This window comes from Colwellia sp. MB3u-4 (assembly GCF_014077065.1).
In the GTDB taxonomy this organism is placed as follows: Bacteria; Pseudomonadota; Gammaproteobacteria; order Enterobacterales; family Alteromonadaceae; genus Cognaticolwellia.
In genome coordinates this window covers 17818-37679 of the sequence record NZ_JACGVE010000081.1, presented here as the reverse complement: position 1 = coordinate 37679, position 19862 = coordinate 17818, and the positions used below count along the sequence as shown (strand labels likewise).

13 protein-coding genes are annotated in these 19862 nt (G+C 39.6%); 12 read left to right on the top strand and 1 reads right to left on the bottom strand.

What is annotated here, in order from left to right:
- Window positions 1–32 precede the first annotated feature (32 nt).
- From pgm to rho, 4 genes are all read left to right on the top strand, one after another.
- A complete protein-coding gene (gene pgm / locus H4J61_RS12400; RefSeq protein ID WP_182185264.1) occupies window positions 33–1679 on the top strand; it encodes a phosphoglucomutase (alpha-D-glucose-1,6-bisphosphate-dependent) in 1647 nt (548 codons plus the stop codon).
- A gap of 386 nt (window positions 1680–2065) precedes the next feature.
- Window positions 2066–2428, top strand: coding sequence for a group 1 truncated hemoglobin (locus H4J61_RS12395; protein ID WP_182185263.1), 363 nt, complete (start codon window positions 2066–2068; stop codon window positions 2426–2428).
- Window positions 2429–2433: 5 nt separating this feature from the next.
- Complete coding sequence (locus tag H4J61_RS12390; protein WP_182185262.1) at window positions 2434–3375, top strand: GGDEF domain-containing protein; 942 nt, start codon at window positions 2434–2436, stop codon at window positions 3373–3375.
- A gap of 750 nt (window positions 3376–4125) precedes the next feature.
- Complete coding sequence (rho, locus tag H4J61_RS12385; RefSeq protein ID WP_182185261.1) at window positions 4126–5070, top strand: transcription termination factor Rho; 945 nt, start codon at window positions 4126–4128, stop codon at window positions 5068–5070.
- Window positions 5071–5323: 253 nt separating this feature from the next.
- Here rho and H4J61_RS12380 read toward each other — a convergent pair whose 3' ends face one another.
- Window positions 5324–7606, bottom strand: coding sequence for a TonB-dependent receptor (locus tag H4J61_RS12380; protein ID WP_182185260.1), 2283 nt, complete (start codon window positions 7604–7606; stop codon window positions 5324–5326).
- A gap of 258 nt (window positions 7607–7864) precedes the next feature.
- Here H4J61_RS12380 and H4J61_RS12375 point away from each other — a divergent pair, with 258 nt between their 5' ends.
- From H4J61_RS12375 to H4J61_RS12340, 8 genes are all read left to right on the top strand, one after another.
- Window positions 7865–8887: a LacI family DNA-binding transcriptional regulator gene (locus tag H4J61_RS12375; RefSeq protein WP_182185259.1), complete on the top strand. Its 1023-nt coding sequence runs from the start codon at window positions 7865–7867 to the stop codon at window positions 8885–8887.
- A gap of 104 nt (window positions 8888–8991) precedes the next feature.
- Complete coding sequence (locus H4J61_RS12370; RefSeq protein ID WP_182136107.1) at window positions 8992–10233, top strand: sugar MFS transporter; 1242 nt, start codon at window positions 8992–8994, stop codon at window positions 10231–10233.
- 8 nt (window positions 10234–10241) lie between these two features.
- The gene (treF, locus tag H4J61_RS12365) at window positions 10242–11765 is read left to right on the top strand and encodes an alpha,alpha-trehalase TreF (RefSeq protein WP_182185258.1); all 1524 of its coding nucleotides are present in this window, start codon (window positions 10242–10244) and stop codon (window positions 11763–11765) included.
- Window positions 11766–12415: 650 nt separating this feature from the next.
- Window positions 12416–13525 (top strand): succinylglutamate desuccinylase, encoded by a 1110-nt coding sequence (astE, locus tag H4J61_RS12360; protein ID WP_310650057.1) that lies wholly within the window; start codon window positions 12416–12418, stop codon window positions 13523–13525.
- Between the two features lie 528 nt (window positions 13526–14053).
- Window positions 14054–15238: a thiamine pyrophosphate-dependent dehydrogenase E1 component subunit alpha gene (locus H4J61_RS12355; protein WP_182136105.1), complete on the top strand. Its 1185-nt coding sequence runs from the start codon at window positions 14054–14056 to the stop codon at window positions 15236–15238.
- Complete coding sequence (locus H4J61_RS12350; RefSeq protein WP_182185257.1) at window positions 15238–16215, top strand: alpha-ketoacid dehydrogenase subunit beta; 978 nt, start codon at window positions 15238–15240, stop codon at window positions 16213–16215. Before H4J61_RS12355 ends, H4J61_RS12350 begins: the two co-directional genes overlap by 1 nt.
- 11 nt (window positions 16216–16226) lie before the next feature.
- Window positions 16227–17819, top strand: coding sequence for a dihydrolipoyllysine-residue acetyltransferase (locus H4J61_RS12345; protein ID WP_182185256.1), 1593 nt, complete (start codon window positions 16227–16229; stop codon window positions 17817–17819).
- 202 nt (window positions 17820–18021) lie between these two features.
- Window positions 18022–19854 (top strand): protein kinase domain-containing protein, encoded by a 1833-nt coding sequence (locus tag H4J61_RS12340; RefSeq protein WP_182185255.1) that lies wholly within the window; start codon window positions 18022–18024, stop codon window positions 19852–19854.
- The last annotated feature ends 8 nt before the right edge of the window (window positions 19855–19862 follow it).

Here is a 19862-nt window from a genome sequence, read left to right as displayed (position 1 = left end):
GCTTAAATTTTTATAAGGGATAAGGAAATTAAATGACCATTCATCAACATGCAGGCAAACTGGCAAGACCGATAGATAGAATTAACCTTGGTCGTTTGGTTAGCGACTATTTTTTACAAACACCTAATGTTGACATTGCCGAGCAAAAAGTGACTTTTGGTACTTCTGGGCATCGTGGTAATGCCAGTAAATTAAGCTTTAATCAGCAGCATATTGAAGCTATTTGTCAGGCAGTAGCTGAATATCGTTTAGCGCAAGGCTTTAATGGGCCACTTTATTTAGGTAAAGATACCCATGCGTTATCTGAACCAGCCTTTGCTTCTGCTATTTCAGTATTGATCGCCAACAATGTCCCTGTTGTTATTCAAGACGATGATGGCTTTACGCCAACGCCGGTTATTTCACGCTTGATTATTGTCCATAATAAAACCCAGTCAAGCCAAGCTGATGGTTTGATCATCACGCCTTCGCATAACCCACCCAGCGATGGCGGCATTAAATATAATCCTCCTCATGGTGGTCCAGCTGAAGGTGAAATAACCCAAGTTATTGAGCAGCGTGCGAACGAAATAATTGCGAATAAACTGCTTGATGTTAAACGCCTTGATTATACCCAAGCACTAAAATCTGCATTACTGACTCGTGAAGACTTTATCACTTTTTATGTTGAGCAATTAAGCCAAGTAGTTGATATGGAAGCGATTGCAAAAGCAGGTATACATATTGGTGTTGACCCTTTAGGGGGCTCAGGTATTCATTATTGGCCGGTAATCGCTAAAAAACATGGTTTAAAATTAGACGTAGTCAATCCAGTGGTTGATGCAAGTTTTGCTTTTATGCCATTAGATAAAGATGGCAAAATTCGCATGGATTGTTCATCACCTTATGCCATGGCAGGCTTAATTGCTTTGAAAGACAAGTTTGATATTGCCGTCGGCAACGATCCTGATTTTGACCGCCACGGTATTGTGACTAAAACCGGTGGTTTGATGAACCCTAATCATTACTTAGCCGTGTCTATTCACTATTTAATGACTCACCGAAACTGGCCTAAAACTTGTAAAATAGGTAAAACACTGGTATCTAGTTCGCTAATTGACCGTGTTGCCAAGCTTATTGACCGTCCTCTTTCAGAAGTACCTGTTGGTTTTAAATGGTTTGTTGATGGTTTACATGATGCAAGCTATGCCTTTGGCGGTGAAGAAAGCGCCGGCGCGACATTTATCGCCCGTGACGGCAGCTGTTGGACCACAGACAAAGATGGTTTTGTGATGACCTTACTCGCGGCTGAAATGCTTGCCGTTACCGGTAAAGACCCTTATCAATTATATCAAGCATTAGCTAAGCAATTAGGCGAGCCCTGTTATGGCCGTGTTGAGGCGGTCGCTAACTTGCAACAAAAGCAGGTACTGACGGCACTAACAGCGGATGCTATTACTACTGATGTGTTAGCGGGTGAGAAAATCAGCCAAATATTGTCACATGCGCCCGGTAACAATGCCGCTATTGGTGGCATTAAAGTGTGTACTGAAAATGGTTGGTTTGCTGCTCGCCCGTCAGGCACTGAAGATATTTATAAAATATACGCCGAAAGTTTTATTGATGATGCGCATTTACAGTTAATTATTAGCGATGCACAAAAACTTGTCAGTGCTGCCTTTGTGGCTGCTGGTTTGTAATACAAGCATAAAAGATATGGTTAGAATGATGTTAAATAAAGTTGCCAGTGGGTGACTTTATTTATCGTTATGTCATTCTAATATTTATCTATTACTTTCTGTTCTTATGATACTCAAGGTCGTCTTATTTACGCTTAGTGTATTATCAAGTATTGTGGTGCGGGTTAAGATGAATGTAACAAGATGTTAAGGTAGTCTTATTTACGCTTAGTGTATTATCAAGTATTGTAGTGTTGGTTAAGATGAATATAGCAAGCTTTAGTCTTGTTATATTCATTGAAAAAAAGAGCAAGTAGTCACTTAGTTAGTGAGATATTAGCTTAGCGAAATATTAGGCTTCCTAGTTATGGATAAATTCTAGCAATAGAACTAGAAACGGAAATTAAATGACGACAATAAATTATTTTGAAAAATACGGGGGCTTTGCCACTTTATATCCTCTTGTGGGTGAGTTTTACGATGCAGTTCTAGAGTCAGATATTGTCGCTTATATTTTTGAACCTATTAGGATGGAGGCATTAATCGAGCACCAAACCAAATACTTGGCGGCTATGATGGGAGGCCCAGGTGAATATGATGATGCAAAGCTCAAATCAGCTCATAGTCGATTTAAGATAACTGAAGTTGAATGGCATGAAGTGGTCAATATTTTTATCGCTACCTTGAACAATTTTAAAGTTGAAGACGAGGATATCAAGGCGTTAGCTCGCTTGATAGCTGCTCGAAAATCGTTAATTGTCGCGGAGTAATAACCATGGGATTTGATTTATTAAATAAATTAGACGTTGTCGTTGCAATATGTAACAGGCAAACATTAGCCCCATCTTATTCGAGTAGCAAGTTTAAGGCGATCATAGGGGAATGTGGCGAGGCCATTTTCAACCTATTTGAGAGCAAATATCAAGAATTCTCTAGAGAGCAAGTCTTAGCTGTAACTGCACAAAGCCCTTATGCATTTACCATACAATTAAAAGATGAACGCACGCGTAAAACCATCAAAGTTATCATGAGTGATTATGATGAAGACCAACTCATGATTGTTGGTCAGGACATAACCGAGCTGAAAAAACTAGAATATTCATTACAGGCTTATGCTTCTCTTATGGAAACACAAGAAAAGAGCCTGATTAAAATGGCCTATACCGACTCATTAACCGGTATCGCCAACCGTCGAGCTATGTTCAAAAGATTTAATGAATACATTCAAAACCAAAACCAAAACCAAAATAATACTAAGGGGTCGATCTGCATAATCGACATTGATCATTTTAAACAGTTTAACGACGTTTATGGCCATGAGTTTGGTGATTATGTGCTAAAGCGTTTTGCTGAAAAAGTGACACTAGCGTTAGATAATGACTGTTATTTTGCCCGCATTGGTGGAGAAGAGTTTTGTGTCTTTAGTTACACGCGCACTGGCATAGAGTTAACTACGCTGATTGATACAGTTTTAGATTCAATAAAATGTTATGAAATACTGACGCCAGAAAAAAACATGACTCAACTTAGTTTTAGTGCTGGCATTGTCGAAAATACAACACATGGTACGACTTTAGATGAACTACTAAGCAATGCAGACATGGCATTATACTTTGCTAAAGCGACTGGACGTGGTCAAGTTATTTCTTTTTCAACAGATTTACTGGCAAAGCATGAAGCTAAGCCTATGCCTAAATCTCGAGAAATAAAGCGTTAAGTTATTTATTGCTATCAGAAATGAGCTTTGAATTTTTAAATCTTTTTTTACTGGTTTTTGTGAGCAAATTAACGCTGTTAAGATATTAAGTTCAGCTTTTCAATGTCATCCTGAACAATAAAAACAAGCCGACTCAGTGATAAAAACTGGCATTAAAAATCAACAGTCAGGATCGCTATTTAACCATCCGCACAAGTGCGCTGTTAATTACTTAAAACGAGCACAATTAATAATAGAGCCCTTATGCCGCTGAAATTTACTTATGTCCAATGAGTAAAATAAAGCGATAAAATAGTCATTGATAATGATGGCATAAATTCTCAAAACTGCTGGTAATTACTCTTCAACGTGACTCTATCTACCATGACTTTAATAGGAAAGTTAGCCGCTATAAAAATGCTACGTTAGCGCTTAATTTATGTTACTGACATAAAACGTTAGCTAAAAAAACGCTTTTCTGTGATGATAAATTGGGCTTATTTACCTTAATTTACAATGCTATGGATATAGTTTTTTCGGTGCTAGCAAGGCAAGCAGAGCGATAGCGCTTTAAGCTTAATTTTGATTTTGATTTTAAAGATAACAGCTGAAAATATTGATCAATTTTTTCTAGTGGCTTAATCGCTATTTTAATAACATATAATCTGAGCAGGTCGCTAATATTGTATGGGTGTAATACCCGTTAGTTACCTTAGACTAAAATACCGAGGTTAAAGAACACTTCACTCTCCAGAGCTATAAAGCGATATCATGACAAGAAAAATATTAACATTACCGGTAAAAAGAAAAAAATTACCCAAACAAGTGGATGAAGTAGTTAAAGATGTATCTTGTGATGACCCACAAAAGCGTTTTTTAAATGGCGTAGCCATCAATCCTTATCAGTGTATTGAGCTAGCATCAGGCTCTGAGCAACTTTCCATGCGAGCGATGGATTTGTTTACACCGCTTGGCAGAGGTCAACGAGGCTTGATTGTTGCTCCGCCAGGCTCCGGAAAAACCACGCTTTTAAAAGATGTTTGCCAAGCCGTGGCGACAGCTTATCCCGAAATAAAGCTTTATGCCTTACTTATTGATGAGCGCCCAGAAGAGGTGACAGACTTTAAGCGCAGCGTGTCGGCACAAGTACATGCTTCCTCTACAGATGAAAACCATGACCAACACGTTCGTGTCGCTAATAACCTGCTTAATATTGCGCGCAAGGAAGCGGGAGAAGGTCATGATGTTATGATTGTTATTGATTCTCTAACTCGACTGACAAGAGTACATAATGCCAATCAGAAAAGCAGTGGCCGTACTATGTCGGGCGGCCTTGACGCTAGCGCGATGGCGATACCACGAAAATTATTTGGCGCGGCGAGAAAGATTGAGCATGGTGGGTCACTGACTATTTTAGCAACCATACTTGTTGATACTGGCAGCCGGATGGACCAAGTGATATTTGAGGAATTCAAAGGCACGGGTAATATGGAAGTTGTTTTATCACGGGAAGCTGCACAACAACGAATTTTTCCTGCCTTGGATATGGCTAAAAGTAGTACGCGCCGTGAGGAACTGCTGTTAAATGTTAAGGATCTCGAAAAGATAAAAACCTTGCGAAGAGCATTTACCGGTCTTAAACCCACAGAAGGTGCGAGTAAACTTGTTGAGTTACTGAAAAAATATCCAAGCAATGCTGAGCTGTTAAATCGTTAGTGGCGAAAAAATTGCAGTGTATTACAGTGTGAGTTGATGAAATGAATTAGCACAGAAAGCGATAACTTTATGTGCTAATAAGCTCTGTTTTTTCTACTACTTTTGCTGCTAGATTGGCAAATAGGTAGTTATTAATCTATGGTAAGCTTAGTTACTGGCTTAGTTACTGGCTTAGTTTAATAGTTAATAGTGAGTCAAGACAACAAAGCGAATCAAGTTGTTTCGCTTTGTTGTTAGCTGACGCTAGTGCAAACTAGAACTGATAACTGACATTAAAATCAATAGTGCGCGCTAAGATGTAACGACCATTTGAAGATAAGGTGTCACGTGGATCTCCTTCGGTTAAACCTTCTTCATCAGTTAAGTTACTTACCGATAATTGCATTTGTACTGCATCAGAAAGATTTAAAATCATACCAAGGTCAATTTTCTCGTAGCCCTCTAATATTGCTGCTGGGGTATTTAATGCATCGCTAAAACGATCATCTACCACGCTAAGTGTGCCGTACAAGGTGGCATACATGCCATTACTAAAGTCGATATTATAACTAGGTGTTACCCGCACTTGATAGCTTGGTAATCTTGGCGATTCATTGCCAATAACCAGTGGATCGCTATGCTCAGTGACTTCTGTTTTTTGCAAAGTAGCATTTAGGTTTATTGAAAAACCATTATTACTGTAGTAATTAAAATCGAGTTCTACGCCATAAGCTTCATTGGTAAAAACTTCTGCAGGATCACCTGGCGTTGCCACGAAAGTGTCACCTTTTACCTCGTTGAAAAAACCTGTTGCATAAAGCTCATAGCTATTGGTAGAAAGCTTATAACCTAATTCAAATTGACTAACATCTTTGATCAGATCTTCACCGGTTTGGTAGGCACCAAAGTTATCTCTAAAATCATCAAAGAAAGGCATTTTACTGCCTTCACTAGCGCGGACAAAAATGCCTTGTTTTTCAGCAAACATCCAGTTCGTACCGACTGTCCAAGCCGTGCTTGTTTCATCGTAAGAGACAGCTTTGGTAATTACACCGTCTAAGTCTTCATCTACTGTGTATTCAATTTGATGGTTTTCACGACGCAACCCACCATCAATCGTTATTGCATCTGATACTTCATAAGAAGCGGCAAGGTAAAGGGCTGTTGTACGGCCTTCGCCAACACTATTGATATCGTAATTCCAGCCACAGCTATCCACATTGTCATTACAATCGATACCGGTCAGGTTTTCACCGCCGGGTGCTATGACATGATAAGACTGATTACCTAATGCCCACCAATCTTTGGCAGAAAAAGTAGAGTTATATAAACCGGCGGTTACGCTGCCCTTGTTAAAGGTTTTGGTTAAAGCGAAATCATTGGTAAATGCTTCAATTTGTTTTTTTACTACCCAACGACCAATTTGCTGAACATCAGTATCACCTGAATATTCAGTACCTGTAACACTACCCAATGCAGTACTGCCATTATCTGCCACTGTTGATAATTTAACGGCTGAGCCTTCTGGTACTAAGCCATAGGTATCAGCATCGCCACTGGTATAAATGAATCGATCAACTAGTCCCCAGCCATTATCTAAAGTTAGGTCAATACTACCGCCAGACACTGAGCCATTCCAGCCACGCCCTTGGCCAAAATCAACCGTTTCAGTGGTTTTATTACCTTCAGGACCATATTGAATACTTGCTTGGCGATTTAATGTGCCTATTTGAGTAAATTTATTATCGACACCTTCAACATTTAAAGGTGTTGGTAAATACCAAACACCATGGTCATCAGTTTGACGAGTGTAGAAGTTGATTTTACCGTTGTCTAAAACTTTCGTTAAGTTAAGCGTAAATTGATTGCCTTCTTCAGCATTAAAACCCGCATCGCGCACACCGGGTGAGCTTTTAATATAACCACCTACCATGAAGAACAGATCATCAGCAAGGCTGCCACTCACCACTGCGTCTACACGCTGTAAACCGTAGTCAGAAGTAGAGTACTTTACTAAGCCTTCGGTATATTCTGAGCCTTCTTTTAATAGAAAGTTAGTGGTAAGGCCGGGTTGACCATTACTGATCACTGGGTTGGTACCACCACGTAGTGCTTCCATAAATTCTACTGTTTCATCTAAGCGAAATAGGGTTGAATTTTCTAGGAAAGAAAGCGTTGGTGGCGGAAATATCGGCGCACCTTGCAGTTGAACTGTTAAGAAAGGCGCATCTCCACCACTAGGGAAACCACGCACGAAAACATTGGCACCAGCAACGCCGCTTGAACTTTCAGACCAAACACCAGGAATTGCCTTAAACAAGTCAGCAGTGCTTTTTGGTGCTAATCTTTTAATATCTTCTTCAGAAAACGAGCTAATAGCAAAGCTGGCTTCTTCCTTAGCAACCGCTTTACCACTAAAAGTACCAGTAACGATAATTTTTTCAATTTTCTCATTGGCTACTTTACGGCTTGATTCTTCTGCAGCTAAAACATTATTTGCTTGGCAAAGTAAGGTTATTGCAATGGTGATTGCAGATAGTTTGAAATTCTTAGTCATGTTTTGTCCCCTGATCTGATAAGAGCATTCGCTTTATCAGTTAATAGTTTTGTTGAATATATTTTTCCCCACAAGCAATATAAGTGTGAATGCAAACGTTTGCAAGTTGATTGTTGCAAACGTTTGCATTTTTTTGTTTTCAATTGCATTACTGGCTAATTGTGCAATAATTCTTGAGCATTATTAAGTAGAAAAAATTAAGCTGTAAATTTATGACGGTAAAATCGAAAGTTGTATCAACTTAGGAAGTAAAGACAATTGGTTAATGACAACAAATTAACGTTAGCAGGGCTGGCAAAGCTAGCCGGTGTTTCGACGTCAACAGTATCAAGGGCTTTGAAAGATAACCCATTGATAAAAAAAGCAACGCGAGAAAGCCTACAAGCTTTAGCTAAAGAGCACAATTTCAGTTTAAACCGAGCGGCAAGTCGTTTACGTACCCAAAAGACTAATGTTGTAGCCGTTATTTTAAATTTAACTGATGATACAGACCAAAGTATCAGCGACCCTTTTTTACTTAAAGTTGTTGGCGATTTGAACCAAGAGCTTAATCAACACGGCTATGAATTATTATTGTCAAATTCGCACATGGCTAATGATGATTGGGCTAACTATTTTATTAGCAGTAGCAGAGCCGACGGCATTATAGTTATTGGCCAGGGTAAAAGCACAACACAAGTCGAGCAAGTGGCTAAATCAGGTGCTCCGCTTGTGGTTTGGGGCGCTCCAACGGCACAATCCAGTTACGTTATTGTTGGCAGTAATAACGACTTGGGCGGCTACCTTGCAACACAGCATTTGATTGACGGCGGCTGTAAACGTATTCTTTTTCTTGGCGATCCTGAACATGCTGAAATGAGTGAACGTTATAAAGGTTATAAAAGAGCCTTAATAGAAGCTGATATAGACTCGTCAACCGAGTTAACTTTATCTTGTGACATTACCAGTAAAGTTGCCTATGAAAAAATTGACGAGATAATTTTAGCTAAAGGGTTATTTTTTGATGGCATAGTTGCCACGAGTGATATGGTGGCTCTAGGTGCTTTAAAGGCTTTGAAAGAAAGATACATTAACATTCCTAATGATGTCAGTATTATTGGTTTTGATGATATTGCGATGGCCGAACTTTTTCATCCCGCCTTAACTACCATTAAACAGGACACTAAATTAGCGGCTAAAATAATGGTTGAGCAGCTGTTAAGGCAATTTAATCACCAAGCAGCCGAGTCTGTTGTCATCGACATTGAGCTTATTAAGCGAAAATCTACCCGCGATAGTTAAGCTACTAGCGGATATAGATTATAAAAAAACCACAATGCAAACGTTTGCATTGTGGTTTTTTTGTTATACACTAAGTAAAATCACCTTCAAGGATAAGTTAAAGTATGTCCCGACTAGTCACCATAAGTGCTATTGCAGCAGCCTATTTTGTTTTTGCCATTCTGCTAAATAGCGTTGGTACAGTGATCCTTCAATCGATTAATAGTTTTGGTGTTAGTATGCCACAAGCTAGTACTTTAGAAGGCTTTAAAGACTTATCCATTGCTTTTGTTTCTTTTTTTATAGCCTCTCTCATTCCAAGAATTGGCTATAAAGTCACCTTGATGATGGGTTTGTCATTAGTGACACTGGCGTGCTTGATTACTCCAATACTGGGCAGTTTTTGGGTGATTAAGTTACTGTTTGCCTGCATTGGTGTTTCATTTGCGTTAGTCAAAGTATCGGTTTACTCGATTATTGGCCAACTATCATCATCGGTAAAATCACATTCGTCACTACTTAACACCATTGAAGGTATTTTTATGTTGGGTAGCTTGTCAGGCTATTGGTTATTTAGCTTTTATGTCGACCCTAATATCAAAACCTCCACCGATTGGTTAGACGTGTATTATCCTTTGGCCGCAATGATCGCGTTAACCTTAGTCTTAGTCGCTTTTTCTTCCATTGAGAAAGCTGAAATAAGCAGTGAAAATAAAAACATGATCAGTGGTTTTATGCACATGATTAAAATGAGCTTTCAGCCCTTAGTGTTGGTGTTTGTTCTGTCTATCTTCCTTTACGTATTAATTGAGCAGGGTATTGGCACTTGGTTACCCACCTTCAACAGTGAGGTTCTGGGTTTACCCAGTAATGTTAGCGTACAAATGACCAGTATTTTTGCGGCTGCGCTTGCCATTGGTCGATTATTGGCCGGACAAGTATTACGAGTAATTCATTGGTATGTGTTACTCAACATCTGCTTAATCGTGATGGGACTAACCATTATCGTGCTATTACCATTAACCGAACTTTCTTCAACACAAAATGTGACCAGCATTTTTGATGCGCCTTTAGTTGCTTATCTTTTACCCCTGATTGGTTTGATGATGGCGCCTATTTATCCAGTACTTAATTCAGTGATGTTAAGCAGTATAGAGCGTTCGCAACATGCGGCTATGACAGGGTTAATTGTTATTTTTTCTGCTCTGGGGGGAACCACAGGTTCAATTATTACCGGCTTCTCTTTTCAAGCTTTTGGCGGCCAAACCGCTTTTTATCTGTCACTTATTCCTATGGGACTAATTTTTATTAGTCTGTATTTTTTCAAAACGGCAACGCAGAAAACGCTCGATTTAAAGCCGGTATAGAGACTCGAATGAAACACACCAATAATATAACGTCAAAAGTTCAAACAAGCTTAGCATTCTTTGAAAGTGAGCTATTTAATCAAGTACAAATGAGTGGCATTTTTCCTGATAGTAAAACTTTTGCTGACGCCATAGCCAGATTTCCGCTTGAAGATATATTGAAAAAATATAATTCAGCGCCAATTAATAATGAAAATATCATTGAATTTGTTGAAGAAAATTTTATTATTCCTAAGCTAAATGAAATACTTATTGAAACACCAAGTCTTGATATTAATAAGCAAATTGACGCTTTATGGCAAGCTTTACGCATGCCAGCAGATCAGCAACTCAATAGCTCTTTATTAGCCCTTAATAAACCTTATATAGTGCCAGGAGGGCGTTTTAGAGAAATATACTACTGGGACAGTTATTTTACTGCTTTGGGCTTGGTTGAGTCGAATCAAGTTGCGCTAGTTGAATCTATGTTAGAAAATTTTGTCGACTTACAATCACGTTACGGCTTAATTCCTAATGGCAATAGAAGCTATTATATCTCGCGTTCTCAACCACCTATTTTAGGCTTATTAGTTGAGTTGCTATTACCTTATCAAGACGATAAAGGTGCATTTTTAAAAAAATATATTACGCCGATTGAAGTGGAGTACCAATTTTGGATGCAGGGAAGTGCCAGTTTATCTCAGGGGCAATATGAGCATAGGCGTGTTGTAAAAATGCCTGATGGTAGCTTTTTAAATCGTTATTGGGACGACAACGAAACACCACGGTCAGAGTCATATAAAGAAGATATAGAATTGCTAGATCAGTCAAGGCCCGAAAACCCTGGTGAGTTTTATCGTAATATTCGTGCGGCTTGTGAGTCGGGTTGGGATTTTAGCTCTCGTTGGTTAGCTGATGCGCAGTCATTGGCTTCTATTCGTACCACCCAAATTATTCCAGTAGACTTAAATTGCTTGCTGTATAAACAAGAAAGCCTACTGGCTGATTATTATTTAGCGACTGGCGATAAAGCGGCGAGTGCAAGTTACCAAAATTATGCCCTAAGCAGAAAAAATGCTATTAATCGTTATATGTGGTCAACGAAGCAGGGTTATTTTATGGATTACGATATAGGTCAGCAAAACCAGAGTGCGGTGTATTCCTTAGCCGGCGTGTTACCTTTATTTGTACAATTAGCCAGTTCAAGCCAAGCAGAGCAGATAGCTGATGTTATTGAAGATAAGTTTTTGCAAAAAGGAGGCTTAACGACTACAGCTATTAACAGCGGCCAACAATGGGACGCCCCTAACGGTTGGGCACCTTTACACTGGTTTGCGGTGCAAGGTTTACTTAACTATCAGCAAGCGTCTTTAGCGCAAACAATTAAAAGCCGTTGGCTAAATACTGTTGAGGTTTATTTTAACAAAACGGGCAAGCTGATGGAAAAATACAATGTCTGCCAGCAAAGTGATAAAGCTGAAGGAGGCGAGTATGATGTGCAAGAAGGCTTTGGTTGGACAAACGGAGTTTATAAAGCCTTTGTGCAAAAATAGTTATCCGCAGCAAGGTTAATAAGTTTCATCAAACCAAATTTAAACATCTAATATTTTTAGGGGATATTGCGCGCTAAAAATAATATTTGTCTAATCTAGCTACCTTCGAAGATAGTCGCCATGACCTCAGGAGAGTTCAAACGCTATTGCAACAAAAGTAGCTATTAAAATTTAAGTCCCAATTTTAATAGCTAGCGACAAAAGTGGCTGTTAATAACCCAAGTCATAGGTTCATAATACGCCTGCAAATGTCTACATTCAGCTTAAAATTTTAACTCGCTTTATACCCTAGAGCGAGTTAGTAACCTGGTTAAACTTTTAACTCTGAAAGTTGTAATTTTCACTATTTTAAACCGCCTGCTTAAAGTGCTTAATAAGATAGCCGAGACAGTTAAAGACGAATGTTTTACTACTCACCAATCAACCTAGCCAGCAATCAACCTACTAAGCAACCAATAGCGAAAAAAATATCTACTGTTAAAGCTCACACTGAGTAATCATGCACAAAAGAGATTAAACTTTCAGCGCAAAGACCTTTAGTTTCAAATCAAGTACAATAGCGCGTAATCAGTAATCAACAATTAATAAGCGTTGCCGTCTCCAATCTAGGCTACTCAATTAAACTCTTTTATGACAACAGGTGAAAACGCGTGAGTGATTTTTCAAGTTCAACCAATGCCTTCGCATCAACTTTACAACAAAGTGGTGATTTTCTCTCAATGACTCGTGCTAATGAATGGTCATTACCTGGTGGCGCTTTTAGTTTTGATGTTACGCATCAAGCTTCTCAAACCTCAAGTAAAGTCACGGTATTAGATACCGGTTTAATTACCTTCGAACCGATTGATCGTGCTAGCAGCCAAGATATTGTTTTATCGAGTGCTGTCCATGGTAATGAAACCGCGCCTATTGAAATTTGCAGCGATATTATTGGCCAATTGATCCGAGGTGAGTTGAAGTTAGCAGAGCGGGTATTATTTATTTTTGGTAATCCGGCCTCAATGAATATTGCTGAACGCTTTATTGAAGAAAACCTGAATCGTTTGTTTTCTGGCGGCCATTCACAAGACCAAGGCCAAGGTGCGGGGTTAATTAATAAAGAGCGTCATCGTGCTTTGTTATTAGAAAACACAGTGAGAGACTTCTTCGTTGCAGGCAGTAAATTAGACTCAGCAGATGGCGAAGAACGTAGTCGTTGTCATTACGATCTACATACCGCTATTCGTGGCTCAAAGTGTGACAAATTTGCGGTTTACCCTTTTTTGCATGGCGCGCCGCGTAAAAAAAGTCAGCTACAGTTTCTAAATGCCTGCGGTGTTAGCACTATTTTGTTGTCACATTCTCCAACGACTACCTTTAGTTATTTTTCGTCACATGAATTTGGCGCTGATGCTTTTACCGTTGAGCTAGGTAAAGTACGTCCATTTGGTGAGAATGATATGAGCCAGTTTGTTCAAGTTAGAGACACTTTGACCAAGCTAGTGTCAGGCCAGCAGCTTGATTTAGTGCCATATAAAGCCAGCGACTTTAACCTTTATGAAATATCACAGGTGATTGATCGCCAACATGAAGATTTTTCGTTAACTTTTGCTGATGATGTTGAAAATTTCACAGACTTTCCTAAAGGTCATGTCCTAGCGATTGACGGTGAAAATGAAGTTAAAACTCAGCAAGACGGCGAAGCGATTATTTTCCCTAATGCTAATGTCGCTATTGGCCAACGTGCGATGCTAACCGTTACCCCCACAACACTTACCTAAATGGATTTAGGTACTTAGGTTATGTCTGGAACAAATAACCTGTGCCTAAATGGATTTAGGTACTTAGGTTATGTCTGGAACAAATAACCTGTGCCTAAATGGACTTAGGTACTTAGGTTATGTCTGGAAGACATAGCCTGTGCCTAGGTGAATCTCGTTACTTAGATACTTAGCTTAGAACTGAAACTAAAAGTCTGCGTCTAAATGGACTTCGGTATTTAGCTACTGAGTTTTTTGAAACTAAAATATTTTTTATCAATGACTTAGACTAATAGGCTTGATTATAGCGAATATAACTGTAAAGAATTCTGCTCGCTGCAAGGCTTGCAGAACAGCTCACTTTAATCACTAGACTTGTGTTTCAGTTTACGTAAAGGTAAAGTGATCGCGATTATTACAACCAACAATTCATAACAACGACATTAATACTCACCTTGCGTTGAAAGCTTCTATACTTTCATTAATTAAAGCCAAGGTAGAATAGGCAATGTTACCTTATATCCAAGGTTAATAAAAAAAGAGAAGGCTATGAACACTGACGTATATAGCGAAAGCCCGGTTGTACATCAACCCGCTTTTATTGATGGTCATTCAGTTGAAATTCCAATCCTTAAAATATTGAAACAAGATGGTAGCATTTATAAAAATGCTGCCATGCCAAACATAGATCAAGCATTAGCGACTAAAACCTATAAAACGCTGGCTTTTCATCGTGTATTAGATGAACGTATGGTGGCAGCACAGCGCCAAGGTCGCATCAGTTTTTATATGACGGCACTTGGCGAAGAAGCTGCTAGTGTTGGTGGTGCTGCTGGCCTGAAAGATCAAGATATGATCATGGCGCAGTATCGTGAGCAGGGAGCATTAATGTTTCGAGGTTTTAGCCTTGAAAACTTTATGAACCAAATGTTCAGCAATGAAAAAGATTTAGGTAAAGGTCGTCAAATGCCAATTCATTACGGTAGTCGTGAATTGAACTATATGACGATTTCATCACCACTTGGTACACAAATCCCACAAGCTGCCGGTTATGCCTATGGTCAAAAACTGCAAGGTTTAGATGCGGTTACCATTTGTTATTTCGGTGAAGGCGCAGCGTCTGAAGGCGACTTTCATGCCGGCTTAAACATGGCGGCTGTACATCAAGCACCGGTTATTTTCTTCTGTCGTAATAATGGCTACGCTATTTCAACGCCATCAGAAGAACAATATGTCGGTAATGGTATTGCTTCACGTGGTGTGGGTTACGGTATGAAAACCATACGTATTGACGGCAATGATATTTTAGCTGTAATTGCTGCAGTACAATTGGCGCGTGAATATGGCATAAAAGAAGGCAAGCCGGTATTAATTGAAGCTATGTCTTACCGTTTAGGTGCGCATTCAACGTCTGATGATCCTTCAGGTTATAGAACACGTGAAGAAGAAGCCAAATGGCAAGAACATGATCCAATTCTTCGGATGAAGAACTGGATGCTTGCCCAAGGTTGGTGGGACGAAGCACAAGAAACTGCCTTGTTCGAAAAGCTCAGAGATGAAGTTTTAGCCGCTGTTAAAGTGGCTGAAAAAATTGACAAGCCACCAGTAGAAGATCTCATTACTGATGTTTATGATCAAGTACCGCCTTTGTTACAAAGTCAATTTGATGATCTTAAAGAACATATCAAAAAACATCCTAAAGCTTACCCGTTTACGTCAGGGAGAATTAAGTAATGGCGCAAATCAATTTATTACAAGCGATTAATGACGCGCTTAATATCGTGATGGCAGAAAACGATCGTGCGGTTTGTTTTGGTGAAGATGTGGGTCACTTTGGTGGCGTGTTCCGTGCCACCAGTGGTTTACAAGAAAAATACGGTAAAAGCCGTTGCTTTAATACCCCCTTGGTTGAGCAAGGTGTTATTGGTTTTGCTAATGGCCTAGCCGCGCAAGGCAGTACCGCTATTGCTGAAATTCAGTTTGCTGATTATATTTTTCCGGCCTTTGACCAAATTGTTAATGAATCAGCTAAATTTCGTTACCGTAGTGGTAATGAATTTGATGTGGGTAAATTGACTATTCGTACGCCATACGGCGGTGGTATTGCCGGTGGTTTATATCATAGCCAATCACCTGAAGCTTATTTTGCTCATACACCTGGTTTAAAAGTTGTTGTGCCTCGTAACCCTTATCAAGCAAAAGGTTTGTTACTGGCGTCAATTCGTGACGATAACCCAGTAATATTCTTTGAACCTAAACGTTTGTATCGTGCATCAGTTGGCGAAGTGCCAGAAGAAGACTACGAACTACCCTTAGGTAAAGCTGAAGTTGTGCAAAAAGGCAGTGATATCACTTTACTGGCTTGGGGCGCTCAAGTTGAGATCGTTGAGAAAGCAGCAGCATTGGCAGCAAGCGACGGTATTTCATGTGAAATTATTGATTTACGTACCATTTTGCCTTGGGATATTGAAACAGTAGCAAACTCAGTGACTAAAACAGGGCGTTTTGTTGTCAGTCAGGAAGCCCCTTTAACGGCTGGTTTTGCCAGTGAAATTGCCGCGACTATTCAACAAGAATGTTTCTTGCATTTAGAAGCGCCAATTTCTCGAGTTTGTGGCATGGATACACCTTATCCATTAGCACTTGAAAAAGAATACGCTGCAGATCATTTAAAGATCTTTGAAGCAATTAAAACCACTATGACCTACTAGGATTTATAAGCATGAGCATTGATTTTATACTGCCAGATATTGGCGAAGGTATCGTTGAATGTGAACTGGTTGAATGGCTAGTAGCTGAAGGCGATGTGATTGCAGAAGATCAGCCCGTTGCTGATGTGATGACCGACAAAGCCTTGGTTCAAATTCCAGCGATGCATTCTGGCGTAGTAGACAAACTTTACTACGCACAAGGCGAGATAGCGAAAGTTCATCAACCTTTATTTTCTATGACACCAGAAGGTAGCGCTGAAACGCAAAGCGCTGTTGCACCAACATTAGATGACACAATAGCCGCTGAAATACCTGTAGTGCCAGCGCCTACTACTGCAAGTGGCACTCAAGTAGAAGACTTTATTTTACCTGATATTGGTGAAGGTATTGTTGAATGTGAACTGGTTGAATGGTTAGTAGCTGAAGGTGATTTGATTGAAGAAGATCAACCGATAGCTGACGTTATGACCGATAAAGCCTTGGTACAAATTCCAGCTATGCATAAAGGTAAAGTGGTTAAGCTTTATTATGCCAAAGGTGAAATTGCCAAAGTTCATGCACCCTTATTTGCCGTTGAAATTGCCGCCTCTGGACCAGCGACTGTTGCTGCTGTAGTTGAAGCTCTAAAAGCTGCTGCCACTAATGCACCCACTAAGGCTGAGGTTGTTGAAAATCAAGCAGTTGTAGCAAAAACAGTGAATGAAAAAGCTGTCGCTAGTCCTGCCGTGCGCCGTGTTGCGCGTGAGTTAAGTGTTAATATTCATCAAGTACCTGGCAGTGGTAAAAAAGGTCGGGTTTATAAAGAAGATGTTTTAGCTTTTAACAAAGTACCAGCACCCGCAGTGGCGACTAACCCTAGCGTTGCTGATGTTAGCAATGTTACCAGTAGTGTTGTTGGTGGCACACGCGTTGAACCTATTCGCGGTATAAAAGCTGTGATGGCAAAAGCTATGGTTAGGTCAGTATCGACTATTCCTCACTTTACTTACTGTGAAGAAATCGACATGACCAATTTGATTAAATTGCGTGGTGAACTAAAAGAAGTTTATGCCAAGCAAGATATTAAATTAACCATGATGCCATTCTTTATGAAAGCTATGTCGTTAGCGTTGAAGCAATTTCCGTTAGTGAATACGCAAGTGAATGAAGATTGCACCGAGTTAACTTATTTTGACGATCATAATATTGGTATGGCCGTTGACTCAAAAGTAGGTTTGTTAGTACCTAATGTTAAACAAGTACAAACAAAATCTATTTTAGACTTAGCTGCGGATATTACCCGTTTAACCAATGACGCCCGCTCAGGTCGAGTGCCAGCAGCTGATTTGAAAGGTGGCACGATCACCATTTCAAACATTGGCGCTATTGGTGGCACGGTGGCAACGCCTATTATCAATAAGCCTGAATCTGCTATTGTTGCCTTAGGTAAGTTACAAAAATTACCCCGCTTTAATGACAAAGGTGAAGTGGAAGCTCGCTCAATTATGCAAGTGAGTTGGTCTGGCGATCATCGTACTATTGACGGTGGCACCATTGCTCGTTTTTGTAATTTATGGAAGTCATTCCTTGAAGAGCCAAGCAATATGCTAGTGCATATGTCATAATTTTTGTTCAATTATCTTGATTAAAAAAACCTGCATTATGCAGGTTTTTTTTATTAAAAATTACGCTGAAGAAATGATAAATTTAAATAACTCAATGTTTTTGAATTACTTTAGTCACAAGAACTCAGCTAAAAGATATCAATTAGCCTTAAATTCAATGATAATTTATCTAGATCCAGATGTTTACAGTTAAGGAAGTCTAGTGGCGGAAAAGAAACTCCAGCATTTTTATATCGCTGAAGAACAGTCGATTTATTTATTAAATCATGAAGATGCAACCAAGTTAAAGCAATGGGTTGAGCTTTGTCAGCAGCAGTTAACTTTGTTGGGTTATCAAAATATCGCGCTCATTGGTAAAGGGGCTTATGGTTTTGTCTTTGGCGGTGAAGACGAACATGGGCAATCACAAGTCTTTAAGTTTTCCCGTATTAATCTGCCACAACATGTTCAAGACCGCTTAGCTGAAGAAGCCGATATTCAGCGAGAATTATCTCATGAACGTATTCCTAAAATCATGGGTTATTATAAGATAAAGCGCCAATCAATTGTCCATATGCAGCGTGCTCCAGGCATAGATCTTGAGAAGTTGTCCTATCAAGAAGGGCCTTTACCGAGTGAATTAATTGTTAAAATTGCCCTACAACTTGCTGATATTCTGATTTATTTGCGCGATAGCAGTCAACACGAGAAGGGTAGGCCTTATGTTCATGGTGACATAAAACCTTCCAATGTGGTGTTTGACCCTGAAACTGAGAAAGTCTACCTAATCGATTGGGGCTCCTCAGTACCTGCCCAACTTGATGTTAATGGCCAATCTACCGCTAATAATGTTATGGATTTAATGAGCAGCGACTTACAAAATAGTAATGCCCGCTTAGGCGATGTTTACTTTATTGGTGATGAGCAAATTAGCGGTGAAATGTCGTCGCCCCGTTTTGACGAACAAGGTCTAGCGGCTACCTTATATGCCTTAGCTTCAGGGCAGTCTTGTCGCTATGGTAGTGCGGTGATCACGCCTTCATCTTTGGGCTTGCCTAAATTACTGGCGCAAATATTATCGGGTATGTTTAGCAAAGACAGAAGTGAGCGAAATAAAGCGGGGGACTATTTTTTTAAACATCTAGCCCTGTTAAAAAATACCGTGATGGCTGATCCGCCTTTGCCGGTTGAAATTAAGCCTTTAGTGCCAGTTTGGTGTAAAAGTTATCACAAAAATATGGATACTGTGGTTTATGGTTCGCGTAAATCTTTCCTGCGAGAATCTGTAGAGGTAGACGAATTAAATGATATAGACGACGTGCAATTAGAAAAATACTTTAAGAATTTTCTGATGGGCATGGGCGATACTGAGAAGGCTTTTGTTGCTGCGGTTAGCCGTCTAGCTAATTTTCCTGTTGTCGGTGGCTTAGCGGTGCGTTGGGAAAAAAATGGCGTGTATATTGACTCAAACTTATCGTTATTTGACCCTAAACTGAAAACATCATTTCAAAGTGCGGTGAATAATATGGTGCGCTTGGCTCAAGGGATCTTCAGAATAGGGGTTTTCAAAAGTTGTTTGTTCAATGCCCGAAACACTTTGCATGTTGAGCGTGAAAATGAAGAGCAACCCTTTCAAGCCTTAGCCAATCAAGTTATCCATTTTGATGTCAGTGATATTGCCGATATTGACGATATAACACGACTGCATTCTTACTTTGAAGATGGTGTCGACCCAGATGAATATTTATATTTACCCGACGAAGTTATGGTGGTGCTAGGGCGTTTAAATCAGATCCATCACACAGGTTGTATTATTTTTGAGGTTTTGCCACGACACCTTAAAATTCACAGTTATTTAATGTTGCTAAATCACGATAAAGAAGCAGAGTTTACGCAATGCTTGACAGAAATATTACAGTTGCTACCAACGATTACCGGTATTGGTATTTCTGGTTTTATGAAGCTGCCTTACAAAGACACACGATTTTTTGAACACATAAATGGCTTACCGGATAAGTTTTATCCGAGAAACCCCAAGCAAACACCACCGCCTTAATTCAGTCT